We start from the raw sequence: 15,258 nt of genomic DNA on the forward strand, positions 1-15,258 counted from the left end.
GGGCCGGTTTTTCCGGCCCTGGTCAGGACGGTAGAAGCTTCCGCTGCGGCAGTTTCAAGCCCCGAGCCCCGGGCCCCGTGCCGCGCACCTCGGGCTCCGAGGCCGGGGGCGTCGCCGCCCCGGCCTCCGTTCGTGGTCCCCGCTCACCAGTCCCGGGTGGCGATCAGCTCCTCCACGTCCGCGTCCGTGAACCCGTAGGCCGTCGCCACGAGCCAGAAACTCTCGGCTATGTCCTCCCGTGCGACGGTCTCGATCTCGCTTCCCGCCGCCTCGAACTCGCTCTCCAGGAGGTTGAACTCCTCCGTCGCCGCCTGCGTGAGCACGTACAGGGCCGGCAGGTCCGCGGGCTGCTCCGCCTCGATCCGCTCGCACAGCCGCAGCAGGATCGCCCTGCCCTTGTCGACGACGTGATCCGGGAAGTACTCGTCCGCGTACATCTGGTGCAGGAAGGAGTCCTCGGTCACTTGCTGGTTCGTGATCGGCATGGCGCCTCGTTCGCTCGGTGGGGTCCGACGCGCCGATCATGCACCACCCCACTGACAGGCCGGTCCCGTCGTGCTCGGGACGCGGGGGCGGCCGCGAGCACCTCGCGGAGCCGGGACGCGTATGCGGCGGGATGGGTGAGGTTGCCGTTGTGACCGCCGGGGAACTCCGCCGGGTCGGCGCCGAGGAGGGCGGACAGCTCCCGGGCGCAGCGGTGGTCGAAGACGGTGTCCGGTGTGGTGCGGCCGAGGGCCGGAACGACCCGGACCTCCGTCTCCCGCAGCGCGGCCACCCGTTCGGCACTCAGGGCGTCGTCGAGGACCGCGGTGAAGTCGTGGGTGAGGAAGAAGTCGAAATTGGCGATGCGCCGGGGCGTCAACGGCTGTGCGGTCAGGCCGGGTTCCGCGTCCTGGGCGGCGAGGTCGATGCCGAGGACCCGTGCCACCTCCCCGAAGGTCGCGTTCAGCCCCCGGCTCGCGTAGAGCCGCTGGATGCCGGCGAGTTCGCGTTCGTGGTGGGCGCGTTCGGCGGCCGGCAGCAGCCGGGGGGCCACCGGCTCGTGCGCGATCAGGGTGAGCGGCCGTTCGGGGTGTTCGACGGCGAGGTGGAGCCCGATGACGGCGCCGAGGCTGAGGCCCAGCATGGCGACCGGCCCATCGGTGAGTTCGGCGAGCAGCCGGTGGACGTCGTCGGCGTGCCGGGCGAGGGTGATCGGGACCGTCGGGTCGGTGCGGACGCTGCGCGACAGTCCCCGGCGGTCGTACGTCACCACGGTGTGGTCGGTGACGAGGCGGCCGACCAGGTCGATGCTGCGGCGGGCGTCGCCCTCGCCGCTCTCCGAGACGAGTAACAGCGGACCATCGCCCCGGACTTCGTAGTACAACTCGGCCCCGGGCACGGAGAGCGTGGCGTTCCGGACTGTGGTCATGTCGTCCTCCTCTGGGTGCGGCCGCCGTGGCGGCGGTCACACCCACAACATAACCAATCACTTTAGATGCATTGAAATGGATGGGTTGGGGGTGGCTGGTTATGGGCTCAGGAAAGGGACTGGCGGGCCCACCGTCGGCGCCGCGGAAGCCTCGGTGGCGGGCCCGCCGGTTTCGACAAGGCTCTCCACCGGAGGGGGGACGAGGTGGAGCGCACGGGCACGCACTCAAAGGCTTCCGGGCGGCATCGACCAGATGTGACAAGCGCGTCTGTGTCTTCCATGGCCCGGTCGTCGTTGTCACGATTCGGCTGTGGCTGCATTCCTGATCTGCCGGCAGTCCTCAGCCCCGGCTGATCAGTTCCGTGTATCCGGCCGCGTCCAGGAGCCCCGTCACGCTTGCGGGGTCATTCGGTCGCAGCTCAACGAACCAGCCTTCACTGAAGGGGTTCGAATTGACCAACTCGGATTGGGCGTCAAGGACGTCGTTCACCGCAAGGACCTCACCGTCGAGGGGGGCGTGGATGCTCACGGTGGACATCGTTGCCTCCACCTCGCCCATCTCGTCCCCGGCGGGCACCTCCTCGCCCACTTCCGGGAGTTCGACGAAGACCATCTCTCCCGGGCGCTCCACGCGGTAAGCCGTGATGCCGACCTTGACGGTGCGATCATCCATCCTGCTCACCCACAGGTGATCTTCGGTGTACATGTAGCCGTCGGGAACCATCGTCTCTCCGTTCGTTTACTGCGGTGATCGGATCGCCGTCTGTCCTGAATGGCAGAGTTTTCCGCTTTGGCCGAACGAGTGGCTTGAGCAAGAGGACACGGCTCCGCACCGGCGGCATCTGCCCGACTGACGGCGTTGTCGGCCATTGAAGGCCGGGGCCGGAGCCGTGTGGCTGAGAACCCGAGCTGCTGACTGGGGATGGTGGTTCGGCTGCTGGTGAACGCCAATCTCCGGCGGGACCCATCCGCATATCCTCCGGACATGGTTGATCAACGCTCGGTCGACGTCGGCGAGGTCCGGCTGGCTTATCAGATGTCGGGGCCTGCGGATGCTCCGCCGCTCGTCCTGTTGCACGCGCTGGGCGAGGATGCCACCGACTGGGAGGCGGTTGTGCCCGCCCTCGCCCGGAGTCGAAGGGTGTATGCCCTCGATCTTCGCGGTCACGGCCGAAGCGACTGGCCGGGGGCCTACTCACTCGAACTCATGCAGGCCGATGTGCTCCGGTTCCTGGATGCACTGGGACTTGGACCAGTGGATCTGATCGGGCACTCCATGGGCGGGATCGTGGCCTACCTGGTCGCGGAGGATCATCCGCAGCGGGTGAGCCGGCTCGTCCTGGAGGATGTGTCGGTCCCCCGTCCCCGGGAGCCGAGCACCCCGGCCAGGCCGGACGGCGCCCCGACCTTCGACTGGGAGATGGTGCCGGCCGTCAGGCGGCAGATCGACCAGCCCGATCCCAAGTGGCTGGAGCGACTCGGCCGGATCACCGCCGAGACCCTCGTGCTCGCCGGCGGCCCGCACAGCCATGTTCCCCAGGACGGTGTCGCCGAGCTCGCCCGCCGCATCCCCGGCGGGCAAGTGGTCACCATCCCGGTGGGACACCTGATCCACCACGCAGCGCCGGAGGCGTTCACCGAGGCGGTTTCGGCGTTCCTGGAGGAAAACTTCCGCCCTGCACGCCAAGCATGAGCGGGGTCACAGGCCGTGACGTGGGGACGGCCGCACGGGTTCTTCGAGTGTGACGAAGAAGTGGGCCCGTGCGGCTTTGTCCCATCCTGCCTTCACCGGCGTCTCGCGTGCACATCTCGGCGGTTTGATCGAGGAGTTGGCCGGGCCGTGGCAGGTCCGGCGGGAATCGGCATTGCATCAGCGGCGGGGAGGGAAGCGTCACCGTGCCGCCGGGGCCGGCCGCAAGCACGAGCTGGTGTTCAGTGCCCGGGTGCTGGTCGCCCTGGTCCACCTGCGCACTCGGCTCCCGCACGCCGCGCTCGCCGTGCTGTACAGGGGTTACCGGGATCTGGCGAACGAGTTCCCCGAACAGGTCGGTGCGCCGCCGAAGAAGCCGAAGGAAGACGCCCCGCTCGGTGACCAGTACGCCTGGCGTGAGCACCGGCGCCGCCAGTCCTCGGCGCGGATCTGCGTCGAACACGCCAACGCGGAGCACAGGCAGTGGCGGCCGGTGCAGCGCTTCGTCGGCCGCCGCGAGCACCACCCGGCCACGCACCGGGCCATCGCCGGCCTGCTCTCCGACCGAGCCGCCCAGCGGCCCACCCGCCGCGAACCGAGCACCGAACTCGTGCCCGTCAGTCCACGGTCCCGGCCGTGGACGTCGCCGTCACGGCCCTCCGGTTCCTCCTGGTCGGCGCCCCGGTCCACGCGGGCGGTCTGGTCGCCGTCATGGCCCTGGCCAACGAACTGGTCCTCGGCGCCGCCCCGCCGGAGCGTGCGGGTTCCGCCGCGGCCGTCCTCGAATCGGGCCAGGAACTGTGCGGGGCCCTGGGCATGGCGATCCTCGACTCCATCGGCGCGGCGGTCTACAGCCGTGACATGGCCGAGGCCCTGCCGGCCGGGGTGCCGGACGCCGGCGTGGTGCGCGAGTCCCCGGGCGGCGCGACGGCGATGGCGGCCCGGCTCCGGCCGGTCCGGCGGACGCCGTGCTGACGGCCGCGCGCGATCTGCCGGAGACCGGTCCTGGCCTCCGGGTTCCGGGCCCCGGGTTCAGGGCTTGGGACCCGGGCCGGGGCCGCGGCGCAGTGCGCGGGAACACCAGCCGATGACCGCGGCGTTGACCACCGCCCCGAGGGCGATGGCGAGGACGAGCATCGCGGCGTGGTCCGGCAGCACGAGCAGTACGAGACTGACCGGGGCGGTGGCGAGCAGCGGGATGACGCCCGCCATCGACTCGCCCGAGCTGTCGTAGACGCTCACCACCACGGCCCACACGGTCAGGACGGCACAGATCGCGAGGTACACGAGGGCGACGACATCGCCGAGAACGTGACGCAGACGGTGGAGAAGGGATCGGCCGGAACCGGTCATGGCGGTGAACTCCTCGGTGTGGTGGATGCGGTACGGGAACTCCCCGACGCCGACGCCGACGCCGATGCCCAGCGCCGATGCCGCCCTTGCCCTCGGCACCGGGCGTCGATACCGGCGCGGGGGTCGGTGGGCGGGCCGTCAGGAAGGGCCGCCGGGCGGGTTCGGGCGGGCGAGGCCGAGGTCGTACGCGAGGATCGTCGCCTGCACCCGGTCGCGCAGCCCGAGCTTGCGCAGCACCGCGTTCACATGGGACTTCACGGTGCCGATCGCGATGCCGAACTCCTCGGCGATCTCCGCGTTGTTGAGCCCGGAGGCGACCATGGTGAGGACGGACCGCTCCCGGCCGGTCAGGCCGTCCAGCTCGCGCGGACCGGTCCCGGCCCGGAACCCGCCGCCCGCCCCGGACGCGTAGTGGCCGATGAGCCGCCGGGTCGCGGACGGGGCGAGCACGCTCTCGCCGGAGGCCACCACCCGGATGCCGTCCAGCAGCTCGGCGGTGTGCACGTCCTTGAGCAGGAAGCCGGAGGCCCCGGCGCGCAGCGCGTCGAACACGTACGCGTCGAGGTCGAAGGTGGTCAGCACCAGGACCCGGCACGCGTCCTCCCGGCCGGTGATGATCCGGGTGGCGGCGATGCCGTCCATCCCGGGCATCCGGACGTCCATGACGACCACGTCGGGCCGCAGCTCCTCGGCGAGACGCACCGCGGCGGCGCCGTCGCCCGCCTCACCGACGACCGTCATGTCCTCCTCGGCGTCGATCACGGCGGCGAACGCCGCCCGTACGACGGCCTGGTCGTCGACGACCAGCACACTGAGACTCATCGTTCCCTCGCACCGGGGCTCATCGCTCCCGCTCCTCGTCGTCCTGTTCCGGAACCCGCATGCCACCACCGGCCAACGATCCGTTCCCGGCCGGTCCGTTCCCGGAGAGTGGCAGCCGGAGACGGATCGTGCCCGGTGGGCCGGTGGCCAGTGTGCCGCCGAGTGCCGCGACCCGCGCCGCCAGACGCTCCCGCACGGCGGGGCGGTCGGTCCGGGGCACCCCGGTGGCCGTGAGCGTCAACGCGTCGCCGTCCGTGTCGACCTCCAGCACCGCGGGCTCCTCGCCGCCGGTCGTGAGCACCGTCTCGGCGGCACGGTAGGCGGCCAGGTCCACCTCGGTGGGCAGCCGCTCCGGCACCCGGTCGGTCAGCCGCACCTCGACGTCACGGCCGGTGGCCCGGCACTGGTGGGCGAGCAGATCGAGGGCCTGGAGGGTGGGCTGCGGCCGCAGCCCCGGACCCGTCCCGCCCTCCCGTACCGTGTCGAGCAGGGCGCGCATCGCGGCCAGGGCCTCCCGGGCGCGCTCGGCGGTCGCCTCCAGCCGGCCCGCCTCCGCCTCCGCGACCACGTCGGCGGTGCGCGCCAGCACGGTGGTCTCCAGCCCGGCGGCGATCCGGCGGCGCTCGGCCCACGCGTCCCGGACGGCCTCGCCGGTCCAGGCGGCGAGGCGCTCCTCCCGCACGTTCCGGGCGGCCCGGTCGCGCCGCCCGCGCAGGGCCCCGCCCCACCGGGCCGCGCCGACCGCGGCCGACGTCGCGGCGAGGGCCCACCCGAGGACCGCCCAGCCGGGAAGCGTCGTACCCCGTTCCAGCACGGCGGCGACCGCGGCCCCCGCGTGTACCGCCACGGCCGCGAGCGGACCGGCCCGCAGCACCATGCGCGGGCGGCGGGCCGCCGCGGGGGACGGACCGACGGCGGGGGACGGGGCGGCGGTACGGGCCGCGTCCGCGGCGAGCGCCGCGCAGGTGGCGAGCATGCTCAGCACGGGCGGCAGGACGACCGGCCCCGTGTAGTCGCCCGCGGCCATCGCCACCGGCCAGAGCGGGGCCAGGACCAACAGGGCGGCGAGGGCGGCACGGGGCGCCCGGCGCGACCACAACAACGCGACCGCCTGTGCCGCGGCCAGCAACGCGAAGAACACCCCCGCGGACACCTGCGCCCCGCCCGGCACGGGCTCCGCCCGGACGACCAGCACCGGGAGCAACGGTTGCAGGCACAGCCCCGCGGCGGCCGTCACCTGCGCCAGGCGGTAGCGCCGCGACGCGGACCGTTCCACCGGGGCGGCGGTCCGGCCGGGCAGGACCGCGCGCACCTCCCAGCCGCCGTCCGCCGTCGGCCCACTGGTCAGCGTGCCACCGGCCTCCCGGGCCCGGGACCGCAGGAAACCCTGGCCGCGCCCCGAGCCGAGGCCCGTCCCGTGCACCGGTGAACCGGCGGGCGGTGCCGCGCTGGTCACCACGACCTCCGTACGGGCGTCGCCGTACCGGCACCGCACTTCTGTGCGCGCGCCGGGCGCGTGCCGCGCCACATTGGTCAGCGCCTCGCGCACGATGCCGTGCACCGCGTCCGCGAGGGCGCCGTCCGGCAGCGGGTCGATCTCGCAGTCCACCCGCTGGTCCAGCCGCCGGAATCCCGCGACGAGGTCCAGCAGCCGTTCCTCCGGCGACGGCAGCTCCTCCCGCGAGGGTGCCGGGGACCGTACCGCTCCGAGCGCCCGGGTCACCTCGCGGCCGGTTTCGGCCGCGAACTCCAGTGCCTCGTCGGCCAGTTCGGGGCGACGGTCGCGCAGCCCGAGAGCCGCTCCCGCCGTGACCACCACGGCCGTCAGATGGTGGGCACTGACGTCGTGCAACTCCCGTTCCATACGGCGCCGTTCGGCCGCCGGGAGCCGATGGCGTTCGGTCTCGGCACGGTTCAGCGCCTGTTCGGCCGCCCGCCTCGCGCGGCGGTTCCGTCGCGCCAGCAGACCGAGGCCGCAGGCGACGACGTACAGCAGTGCGGTCAGGACCAGATCGAGGCCGTTGCGGTCGCTGAGCCCGTGCAGGCCGAGACCGTGCCACGACTGCCAGACGGCGAGCGTCACGACACACAGCACTGTGGTGAAGGCGTCGCGCTCGACCGCGACGGTGAACAGGGCCAGCGCGACCCCCGCGGTCCCGAGCACCGCCACTGCCCCGGCGGGCAGCGGACCGGCCCCCAGCGCACAGGCGGCGGCGACCAGGACGAGGGCGGCCACCGGGCGGGTACGGCGCAGGGCGAGCGCGGCCGCCACCGGGCCGGCGACCAGGGCCGCCACGAGAAGGGCGGACGCGGACGGAACGGCTCCGCGCACCAGCCCGGCACCGGGCCACACCACCGCCTGGGCACAGATCAGCAGGACCGGGAGCAGCCGGTCGTCGGTTCGTTTCATGACGGAACCAGGCTATGTCCGCAGGTGAGGGGCTCGTCTCCGGCTGGAGACGGATTCCGTTCCCGCCCCGCCTCTATCTCCGGTTGGACACGGCAATCATCCCGCGGTGCGAGGCCCGCGGGGAGCTCCGGACCCTAGGCTCGACCCCATCGGACCGACCGCATCGGCGCCAGATCGCACCGGAGAACGAGCGAGTCCCGAAAACGAGCGAGCCCGGAGAACGAGAGAGCCCGGGAAGCGAACGAGTACCGACCCTTCCACCGCATCCGGAATTCAGAAGGAACCCCCATGTCCAAGCGCATTCTCGTGTCGTCCCTCATCGGCGCCACCGCTCTCGGAGCGGTGGCCGCAGGCGGCCTCGCCATGGCGTCGACCACCACGGCACCGACCCTGAAGAACGGCTCGGCCCGCTACACGGCCCCGTCCGCTGCCGCCCCGGGCACACTCGTCTTCACCGTCGACGTGAGCGACGATTCGGGCGTTCGTGGCCTCAAGGCCCTTTTCTGGCCCGCGAGTTCGAAACTGGACCCGACCGAGGCGGAGCTCCGTTCCGTGGAGGACGCCACATGCCTGCGCACCACGGCCGATACGTCCCACTGCACCTACACACTGCGGATCACCGAGGAGGAGGCGGCCGAGGCGGCCACCGGCACCTGGTACGTATCGGCACTGGCGACGGCCGAGGACGGCGACACGACGTTCGTACCCCGTGCCGACGCCTTCGAGGTGCCCGAAGGGCCGGCCGGTGCCCACCGCTGAGCCCCGGCGCCTTGCCCCGCGCAGCCCGTACGGGGAAACCTAGAATCGCCGCATGACCTGGAGCGAGGCGGAGTACGTCGAGTACCTGCGGAGCGAGCGCCGCAGCTATGCGTGGGTGATGCGGCGGTACGGCGACCGGACCCTGGAGAGGGCCTGGGCGGAGGCTCTGGACTGGTACCCCTACGAACCGGCCGACGCTCCGTTCCGCGGACTGGTCTTCCACGACGAGTCGTGGCACTGGGCGATGCTGGCGATTCACGGGGACCGGTACACCGTGGACCATCCCGAGCTGGCCGACCCGCCGGCCGAGTACCGGGCCCTCGGGTGAACGCCCGACCATCGCAGGGGTTTCGTCCCCGAGGACGTGGGGCCCGCGTCCCGGGGCGGTGAAGGGGCGCGTCTCAACGCACGGTCTCGGGGGAGTTCTCCCCGGGCAGCGTGCGCAGGGCCCGGAGCGGTGACAGGAAGTTCGGGAGGAAGCTCAGCGTCATACCACCCGCGCCGATCCACAGCGTGGCCGTCGCCCCGAGCGCGGAGCCCGAGAGTCCGCCCAGCAGCCCGCCCAGGGGGATGCCGCCCCAGGACACGAACCGGACCGTCGCGCTCATCCGGCCCAGGAGGCGGTCCGGTGTGAGGGCCTGCTGGAAACTGGACTGGGCCACCACGCGGACGACCCCGCCCAGCGAAAGGGCCGCGAGTCCGGCCGCCGCCGCGTACACGCTCCAACCGGGCCGCGCCAACGGCATCAGGGCCGTCAACGGGCAGGTGACCAGGGGTGCGAGCCATACCACGGGGCCCTGCCCGAACAGCTTCGAGAGCCTGGTCGCCAACAGTGCGCCCAGCAAAGCGCCGCATCCCATCCCCGACAGGACGAGCCCGATGCCGAAGGACCCGAGGCCCAACTCCTTCTTCAGGAAGACCAACAACATGGTCTGGTACATCGCCAAGGAGAGGTTGAACACCACGTCCCCCGTCATGGTCGCGCGCAGGACGGGATGTCCGAGGACGAACTTCATCCCTTCCCCGACGTCCTGACGCAACCGAGGGCGCTGACCACCGGTCTCCGGCTTCTGCTCGCGCTTCCGGATGCGGAACGCGAGGAGACCCGATGCGGCCATTCCCACCGAACTCACCAGGAGCGTCGCGGGGGCTCCGATCCAGCCGACCAACGGGCCCGTCGTCGCCGGGCCGCCGATACTGGTCACCGAGCGTATCGCCGAGAGTTTCGAGTTCCCCTCGACGAGATTCCCGCGCCCCACCAGATGCGGCAGATAACTGATGTGGGCGACGTCGAAGAAGACCGTCAGCACCCCATGGGCCAACGCGACCGCGTAGAGCCACGGCATCGTCAGCAGACCGGTCCACCACGCCACCGGTACCGTCAGGAGGATCAGCGACCTCGCGGCGTCGGTGCCGATCATCACCGAGCGCTTTCGCATGCGGTCCACCCACGCCCCGGCCGGCAGCCCGACCAGGAGCGAACCCACCGTGGTCATCGCGGTCAGCAGGCCCATCCGGAACTCGTCGGCGTCCAGGGCCACGAGCGCGACCAGGGGCAGCGCGAGGAAGATGACCCGGTCGCCCAGCTGTCCGAGCGCCGTGGCCGCGAACAGCCGCCCGAAGTCCGGATCGCGCAGGAGACCGGGCCAGGAAGAATTTTTCATGCACATCACCTGCTGTCGAATGTCGTCGAACTCGGATTTCCGCTCCGGCAGGGGGGCATTCGGCGGATGTCCCCGCCCGACGCCCCCGATGCCCCGGCCGATGCCCCCGTTCGATGGCTTCGTCCGATGTCTCCGCCCGACGCAGCGGCTACGACCGGTCGATCCCGAACTCGTAGGCCACTTCGCGGCGCACATCGGGGATGACGATGTCGGCGGTCTCCACCGGCCGCCCGTCGGTGTCGTAGATGATCCGTTCGATCCGGAGCACCAGGTCCCCGACGCCGATCCCCAACAGGTTCGCCTGGGCCCGGCTGGCGCGGGCAGGGCGCGGCAGTTCGACCACGGTCTCGACGACCACACCGATGGAACGCATCCGCTCGACCACGCCCTTGCCCGCGAGGGGCCCCATCTCGGGCAGCATGACCGGCGTTCCGTCCGTGAGGGCCATCGGCTCCCACGATTCGGAGAGCTGGACGGGCTGCCCGTCGGCGAGGAACTCGTAGTGCGTGTGGACGCAGAGGTCCCCGGGCCCGATGGCGAGCCGCTCGGCGATCGTCCCGGGAGCGGGGACCCGCACCTGGCTGTGCGCGTCCCAGGCACCGGCCCTGCCCCGCTCCTTCATACCGGTGAGGCAGGGCGGCCCGCCCCGGCGCCCGAGGTGGCGCGAACGCACCATTCGCAGGCGCTCGCGAGGCGTGCGGACGTAGGTGCCCGAGCCCGCGCGCCCTTCGAGGAGTCCCGCGACGATCAGGCCGTCCACGGCCCGCTGCACGACGTTGCGCCCGACCCCGTACTCCTCGGCGAGTTTTGCCCGGGACGGCAGACGCTTTCCGACTGCCCACTCCCCCGCGAGGACCCGGGCGCGCAGCGCGTCGGCCACTGCGAGGTACGGGGCCTCTCGGGGCATGGGCGCTTCTCCGTTTTCTCGACGGTTTCCCGTCGGTTCCTCGTTGGTTCCGCGTCGGTCCCGTCGGTGGTTCGGGCGACGTCGGCAAGCTACTGCACCGGCCGAAAGCTACTGGAGCAGAAACACGCTCGGTGCGCGGGCGCCCGTCGGTGGGAACATGCCGGTACCTGCGGCAACTCGGCTCATGACCCGGAGAGTTGGCGCATCCGTTCCGGGCCGGGTGGTGGCGGGCGGTGGGTGCCATGGAAACCGGGTGTCCGGTCAGGTGTCAATGACGGGGCATAAGGCCCCGGCGGGGCCGGGACGGACGGCACGACGGCCGACGCGCGCAGCCATGTATGTCCCGGTCGGGGCGTGGGGCGACGTATCCGCGTATGGCCGGCGGCCGGCGCGGGGCCGCGTATGCCCCGGCCGCGTGCGGGTCCTCGGTCGTCAGTCGGTTGCGGTCGACTCCGCGCGTGCTCGTCGTCGGAAGCCGGTAGGGGTCTCGGCGGTGCGGTGCCGGAAGAAGCGGGTGAAGACCGTGGTGCCGGGGAAGCCGAGCCGGTCGGCGATCGCGTGGGCGGGCAACCGGGTGTGCACGAGCAGCCGCTTGGCCTCCAGGACCAGACGGTCGTCGATCAGTGCCTTGGCGCTGCGTCCGACCGCCGCGTTGCTGGCCCGGGTCAGCGAACGGACGCTGTAACCGAGCATGGCGGCATAGTCCTGGACCTGGTGGCTGTGCGCGAAGTCGCTCTCGACCGCGGCCCGGAAACGGCGGAAGGTCTCGTCGCCGGCGGCCTGTTTCCGATGCCCGCCCGGGAGGTGGGACAGCCGCAGCACGAGGACCGAGAGCAGATGACGTACGACCTCGACATGGATTTCCAAGGGCAGGTCGCGCGGCCGGTGGTACTGGTCCTCCAGCAGTTCCAGGGTTCGCTCCACCGGCTCCGCCGCACCGGGCGCGGGTGACAGGGGGAGCCGCCAGGCCCTGCGGTCCAGCCGGGCCCCGTCGACGGTGCCCCCGTTCAGGAAACTCGCCTGGAACAGGACCACCGCCGCGTCCGTGTCCGGGTTCGTGGGCGCCGGGGACAGGCCCTCGCCGCTCTTCCGGGGGCCGGTGCGGTCCGCTGCAGGCCGGAGCAGGAAGAGCTGGCCCGGGCGGACCCACAGCCACGATCCGCTCTCGACGACGCAGTCGGTGGTGTCCACCGAGCAGGGCAGCCGGCCCGAGCGCACGGTCACCAGCAGATGGAACGCCAGGCGCACGGGCGCGGGCGTGTCCGCCTCGACACCGAGCCGCCGGATCCGGGCCGTGAGGCCGGGCAGATCGGTGACCTCCACCCCGGGAGGGCCGCCGGGAGTGGCCGGGAACGGAAAATCCGAGAGCTCGTCAAGCTGTCCGTTTCTGCTCATACCGCGTCCGAGTCTATCCCGCCCCCTCTCTCTCGTACCCCTAGCGTGAACAGGGAAGACGCGGTGCATCCGGCGCGCGTCAGCCATGGGGCGACCTTGCCCGGCAGGGTCGTCGCCGTGGATTCGCACGACTGATATTGCGCATGTCCGTCCGGGCTGTGCGGAGGAGAGGGACGGGGCGTATGCGACTGATCGTGGGCATGACCGGGGCCACCGGAGCGGTGATCGGGCTCGGGCTGCTGGAGCGCCTTGCCGCGGACCCGCGGATCGAGACGCATCTGGTGCTCAGCCGCTGGGCGCGGGCCACGGTCGAGCTGGAGACGGGCCGGTCGGTCCGCGAACTGTCCGAACTCGCCGACGCCACGTACGGCCCGGACGACCAGGGAGCCGTCATCTCCTCCGGGTCGTTCCGCACCGACGGCATGGTGATCGCGCCGTGCAGCATGAAGACGCTGGCCGGGATCCGCACAGGTTACGCGGACGGCCTCGTGGGCCGGGCGGCGGACGTCGTGCTCAAGGAGGGCGGGCCGCTGGTCCTGGTACCCCGGGAGACCCCGCTGAACGAGATCCACCTGGAGAACATGCTGGGACTCGCGCGGATGGGGGCGCGCATCGTTCCGCCAATGCCGGCGTTCTACAACCATCCCCGCACCATCGACGACCTCGTCGACCACATGGTGGTCCGCATCCTCGACCAGCTCGGCGTCCCCGTGCCCGACGAGCACCGGTGGAACGGCATGCGCGCCGCGCGCGCCGACCGCACGCCCCGTCCCCACTGATCCGCCCCGAGGCCCCGCCCTCGGAGGCTTTGTCCCCGTCCCCGTCCCCCGTGTCCCCGTCCCTGTTCTCGGGGGCTCCGTCCGCATCCCCAGAAGGAACGACCATGTCCCAGAACACTCCGGCCCTCGACTTCCGGGCCTTCGTCGAACGGCTCCTCGCCGACGGCGACGCGGTGGCGATCGAGCAGCCCGTGGATCCGCACCTCGAAGTCGGCGCGGTGACCCGTCGCGCGTACGAGACGGGAGCGCCCGCGCCGCTGTTCACCGCGCTGACCGGCGGCGCCCGCGGCCACCGGATCCTGGGAGCCCCGGCCGGGCTCGGCGACCCCCGGCAGGGCACCGCTTACGGCAGGCTCGCCGCCCACTTCGGACTGCCGCGCACCGCCACCCCGCGGCGGATCGTGGAACACCTGGTCCGTGCCATGCACGCCGACCCGGTCGCACCCGTCGAGGTCCCCACCGGCCCCTGCAAGCAGAACGTGTACACCGGCGACGCGGTGGACCTGGAACGCTTCCCGGTGCCACTGCTGCACCAGGAGGACGGCGGACGGTACTTCGGCACCTACGGCTTCCACGTGGTGCGGTCCCCGGACGGCGGGTGGACCAGCTGGTCGGTGGCCCGCACCATGCTGCGCGACCGCAACACCCTGGTCGGCCCCGCCATGCCGCAGCAGCACATCGGGATGATCCACCGGATGTGGCGCGAGCGGGGCGAGCACACCCCGTGGGCCATGGTCCTCGGCGCGCCACCAGCCGCGCTCGCCGCCGCCGGGATGCCCCTGCCCGCGCAGGTGAACGAGGACGGCTACGTCGGCGCGCTCACCGGCGTCCCGGTCGAGGTGGTCCGCACCGAGACCAACGGGCTGTACGTGCCCGCGAACTCCGAGATCGTGCTGGAGGGGCACCTCAGCAGCGACGAGACGGCCGACGAGGGCCCGATGGGCGAGTACCACGGATACGCGTTCCCGGACGGCAAGCGGCAGCCCGTCTTCCATGTGGAGGCGGTCACCTGCCGCGACGAACCCATCCTGCCGGTCTGCGCAGCCGGACTGCCCCCGGAGGAGAACCACACCGTCTGGGGCACCATGATCTCCGCCGTCGCACTCGACGTGCTCCGCCGCGCCGGTCTCCCCGTCGACCTGGCCTGGTGCTCGTACGAGGCGGCCACCTGCTGGCTCGTCGTCTCCCTCGACCGTGCCCGCCGTACCGAACTCGGTTTGACGGAAAATGAGTTGGTCGAATCCGTGGCCGACGTGCTGTTCGCCTCGCACGCGGGCTGGCTCGTCCCCAAGGTGATCCTCGTCGACGACGACATCGACATCACCGACATCCGCCAGGTCGTGTGGGCGATGGCGACCCGGAGTCACCCGGACACCGGCCACCATCCCTTCCCGCAGGCCCCGGGCATCCCGATGGTCCCCTACCTCACCCCCGGCGAGGCCGCCGCCGCCAGGGGTGGGAAGTCGGTCACCAGCTGCCTCCTGCCGGAAGGGTTCCGCGGCACCACCGCTTCCTTCCGCACCTCCTACCCCGAGCGGCTTCAGCAGCGGGTCATGGAGAACTGGACCCGCTACGGCTACCCGGCCGGCTGAGCCGCGCCCGCCCGCTCCGGCCGCGGCCCGGCCTGCCCCGTTCAGCCGCCGAGGGCGTGCCCGGTCGTCGCGTCCACGTGGTCCGGGATCTCGTCGTGGCGGTCGCCCACGGACAGCGTCCCGGTGGGCTCGAACATGAGGATCGCGGCACCGGACGGGGCGTACGGCCTGTGCTCCGTGCCCCGGGGGACGGTGAAGACCGACCCCCGCGGGAGCAGGACCGTGCGCTCCCCGCCGGGCCCGCGCAGGGAGATGTGCAGCTCCCCGTCCAGTACCAGGAAGAACTCGTCGGTGTCGTCATGGACGTGCCAGACATGTTCGCCCTCGACCTTGGCGATGCGGACGTCGTAGTCGTTGACGCGGGTGACGACGCGGGGGCTCCACAGGGCGTCGAAGGAGGCCAGGGCCTCGTCGAGAGAAAGGGGTCCGTTGCTCATGGGCCCATCCTGAGCCGTTCCGCACGGACGCCGTGAGTG

General features: G+C 72.0%; 16 protein-coding genes. 6 read left to right on the forward strand and 10 right to left on the reverse strand.

Annotated elements, in window-relative coordinates; genetic code table 11:
• Nucleotides 1-143: 143 nt before the first annotated feature.
• From ACFYW1_RS17525 to gcvH, 3 genes are all read right to left on the reverse strand, one after another.
• Complete coding sequence (locus ACFYW1_RS17525; RefSeq protein WP_388993073.1) at nt 144-485, reverse strand: DUF5713 family protein; 342 nt, start codon at nt 483-485, stop codon at nt 144-146.
• Nucleotides 461-1,411 (reverse strand): alpha/beta fold hydrolase, encoded by a 951-nt coding sequence (locus ACFYW1_RS17530; protein WP_388993076.1) that lies wholly within the window; start codon nt 1,409-1,411, stop codon nt 461-463. The genes ACFYW1_RS17525 and ACFYW1_RS17530 overlap by 25 nt, the downstream gene beginning before the upstream one ends.
• Nucleotides 1,412-1,751: 340 nt before the next feature.
• Entirely contained in the window at nt 1,752-2,135 is a 384-nt protein-coding gene (gene gcvH / locus ACFYW1_RS17535) for a glycine cleavage system protein GcvH (RefSeq protein ID WP_388993079.1), read from the reverse strand.
• Between the two features lie 261 nt (nt 2,136-2,396).
• Here gcvH and ACFYW1_RS17540 point away from each other — a divergent pair, with 261 nt between their 5' ends.
• Together ACFYW1_RS17540 and ACFYW1_RS17545 are read left to right on the forward strand one after the other, a co-directional pair.
• Complete coding sequence (locus ACFYW1_RS17540; protein WP_388993082.1) at nt 2,397-3,104, forward strand: alpha/beta fold hydrolase; 708 nt, start codon at nt 2,397-2,399, stop codon at nt 3,102-3,104.
• Nucleotides 3,105-3,737: 633 nt separating this feature from the next.
• On the forward strand, nt 3,738-4,076 hold the full coding sequence (locus tag ACFYW1_RS17545) for a hypothetical protein (protein WP_388993085.1): 339 nt from the start codon (nt 3,738-3,740) through the stop codon (nt 4,074-4,076).
• Between the two features lie 57 nt (nt 4,077-4,133).
• On the opposite strand, the gene ACFYW1_RS17550 is transcribed toward ACFYW1_RS17545, so the two are convergent.
• The 3 genes from ACFYW1_RS17550 to ACFYW1_RS17560 form a co-directional block, all read right to left on the reverse strand.
• Complete coding sequence (locus ACFYW1_RS17550) at nt 4,134-4,454, reverse strand: SCO4225 family membrane protein (RefSeq protein WP_388993395.1); 321 nt, start codon at nt 4,452-4,454, stop codon at nt 4,134-4,136.
• Between the two features lie 138 nt (nt 4,455-4,592).
• Nucleotides 4,593-5,276, reverse strand: a complete 684-nt coding sequence (locus tag ACFYW1_RS17555) for a response regulator (RefSeq protein ID WP_388993088.1) — start codon at nt 5,274-5,276, stop codon at nt 4,593-4,595.
• A gap of 19 nt (nt 5,277-5,295) precedes the next feature.
• Nucleotides 5,296-7,686, reverse strand: coding sequence for a histidine kinase (locus ACFYW1_RS17560; protein ID WP_388993091.1), 2,391 nt, complete (start codon nt 7,684-7,686; stop codon nt 5,296-5,298).
• 288 nt (nt 7,687-7,974) lie between these two features.
• On the opposite strand from ACFYW1_RS17560, the gene ACFYW1_RS17565 reads away from it, so the two are divergent.
• Nucleotides 7,975-8,445, forward strand: a complete 471-nt coding sequence (locus tag ACFYW1_RS17565) for a DUF5707 domain-containing protein (RefSeq protein ID WP_388993094.1) — start codon at nt 7,975-7,977, stop codon at nt 8,443-8,445.
• A 52-nt stretch (nt 8,446-8,497) separates the two neighbouring features.
• Entirely contained in the window at nt 8,498-8,773 is a 276-nt protein-coding gene (locus ACFYW1_RS17570) for a hypothetical protein (protein WP_388993097.1), read from the forward strand.
• A 73-nt stretch (nt 8,774-8,846) separates the two neighbouring features.
• On the opposite strand, the gene ACFYW1_RS17575 is transcribed toward ACFYW1_RS17570, so the two are convergent.
• The 3 genes from ACFYW1_RS17575 to ACFYW1_RS17585 all read right to left on the reverse strand — a co-directional run bounded on the left by ACFYW1_RS17575 (nt 8,847) and on the right by ACFYW1_RS17585 (nt 12,411).
• Nucleotides 8,847-10,109: an MFS transporter gene (locus ACFYW1_RS17575; protein WP_388993100.1), complete on the reverse strand. Its 1,263-nt coding sequence runs from the start codon at nt 10,107-10,109 to the stop codon at nt 8,847-8,849.
• Between the two features lie 148 nt (nt 10,110-10,257).
• Nucleotides 10,258-11,016 carry a GntR family transcriptional regulator gene (locus tag ACFYW1_RS17580; protein ID WP_388993104.1) on the reverse strand — a complete coding sequence of 253 codons (759 nt, stop codon included), beginning with the start codon at nt 11,014-11,016 and terminating at the stop codon, nt 10,258-10,260.
• A gap of 432 nt (nt 11,017-11,448) precedes the next feature.
• Entirely contained in the window at nt 11,449-12,411 is a 963-nt protein-coding gene (locus ACFYW1_RS17585) for a helix-turn-helix domain-containing protein (RefSeq protein WP_388993107.1), read from the reverse strand.
• Between the two features lie 182 nt (nt 12,412-12,593).
• Here ACFYW1_RS17585 and ACFYW1_RS17590 point away from each other — a divergent pair, with 182 nt between their 5' ends.
• The gene (locus ACFYW1_RS17590) at nt 12,594-13,190 is read left to right on the forward strand and encodes a UbiX family flavin prenyltransferase (RefSeq protein WP_388993110.1); all 597 of its coding nucleotides are present in this window, start codon (nt 12,594-12,596) and stop codon (nt 13,188-13,190) included.
• Between the two features lie 104 nt (nt 13,191-13,294).
• Complete coding sequence (locus tag ACFYW1_RS17595) at nt 13,295-14,782, forward strand: UbiD family decarboxylase (protein WP_388993113.1); 1,488 nt, start codon at nt 13,295-13,297, stop codon at nt 14,780-14,782.
• A gap of 41 nt (nt 14,783-14,823) precedes the next feature.
• Here the strand turns inward: ACFYW1_RS17595 and ACFYW1_RS17600 are convergent, their stop codons facing one another.
• On the reverse strand, nt 14,824-15,219 hold the full coding sequence (locus tag ACFYW1_RS17600; protein ID WP_388993116.1) for a cupin domain-containing protein: 396 nt from the start codon (nt 15,217-15,219) through the stop codon (nt 14,824-14,826).
• Nucleotides 15,220-15,258 lie beyond the last annotated feature (39 nt).

It is taken from the genome of Streptomyces sp. NPDC002669, assembly GCF_042889165.1.
Lineage (GTDB): Bacteria > Actinomycetota > Actinomycetes > Streptomycetales > Streptomycetaceae > Streptomyces.

Coding starts and splice junctions, on each gene's coding strand:
- ACFYW1_RS17540 (WP_388993082.1), top strand. CDS start 2,397: ATGGTTGATCAACGCTCGGTCGACGTCGGCGAGGTCCGGCTGGCTTAT.
- ACFYW1_RS17560 (WP_388993091.1), bottom strand. CDS start 7,686: ATGAAACGAACCGACGACCGGCTGCTCCCGGTCCTGCTGATCTGTGCC.
- gcvH (WP_388993079.1), bottom strand. CDS start 2,135: ATGGTTCCCGACGGCTACATGTACACCGAAGATCACCTGTGGGTGAGC.
- ACFYW1_RS17600 (WP_388993116.1), bottom strand. CDS start 15,219: ATGAGCAACGGACCCCTTTCTCTCGACGAGGCCCTGGCCTCCTTCGAC.
- ACFYW1_RS17595 (WP_388993113.1), top strand. CDS start 13,295: ATGTCCCAGAACACTCCGGCCCTCGACTTCCGGGCCTTCGTCGAACGG.
- ACFYW1_RS17580 (WP_388993104.1), bottom strand. CDS start 11,016: ATGCCCCGAGAGGCCCCGTACCTCGCAGTGGCCGACGCGCTGCGCGCC.
- ACFYW1_RS17530 (WP_388993076.1), bottom strand. CDS start 1,411: ATGACCACAGTCCGGAACGCCACGCTCTCCGTGCCCGGGGCCGAGTTG.
- ACFYW1_RS17555 (WP_388993088.1), bottom strand. CDS start 5,276: ATGAGTCTCAGTGTGCTGGTCGTCGACGACCAGGCCGTCGTACGGGCG.
- ACFYW1_RS17525 (WP_388993073.1), bottom strand. CDS start 485: ATGCCGATCACGAACCAGCAAGTGACCGAGGACTCCTTCCTGCACCAG.
- ACFYW1_RS17550 (WP_388993395.1), bottom strand. CDS start 4,454: ATGACCGGTTCCGGCCGATCCCTTCTCCACCGTCTGCGTCACGTTCTC.
- ACFYW1_RS17570 (WP_388993097.1), top strand. CDS start 8,498: ATGACCTGGAGCGAGGCGGAGTACGTCGAGTACCTGCGGAGCGAGCGC.
- ACFYW1_RS17590 (WP_388993110.1), top strand. CDS start 12,594: ATGCGACTGATCGTGGGCATGACCGGGGCCACCGGAGCGGTGATCGGG.
- ACFYW1_RS17585 (WP_388993107.1), bottom strand. CDS start 12,411: ATGAGCAGAAACGGACAGCTTGACGAGCTCTCGGATTTTCCGTTCCCG.
- ACFYW1_RS17565 (WP_388993094.1), top strand. CDS start 7,975: ATGTCCAAGCGCATTCTCGTGTCGTCCCTCATCGGCGCCACCGCTCTC.
- ACFYW1_RS17575 (WP_388993100.1), bottom strand. CDS start 10,109: ATGAAAAATTCTTCCTGGCCCGGTCTCCTGCGCGATCCGGACTTCGGG.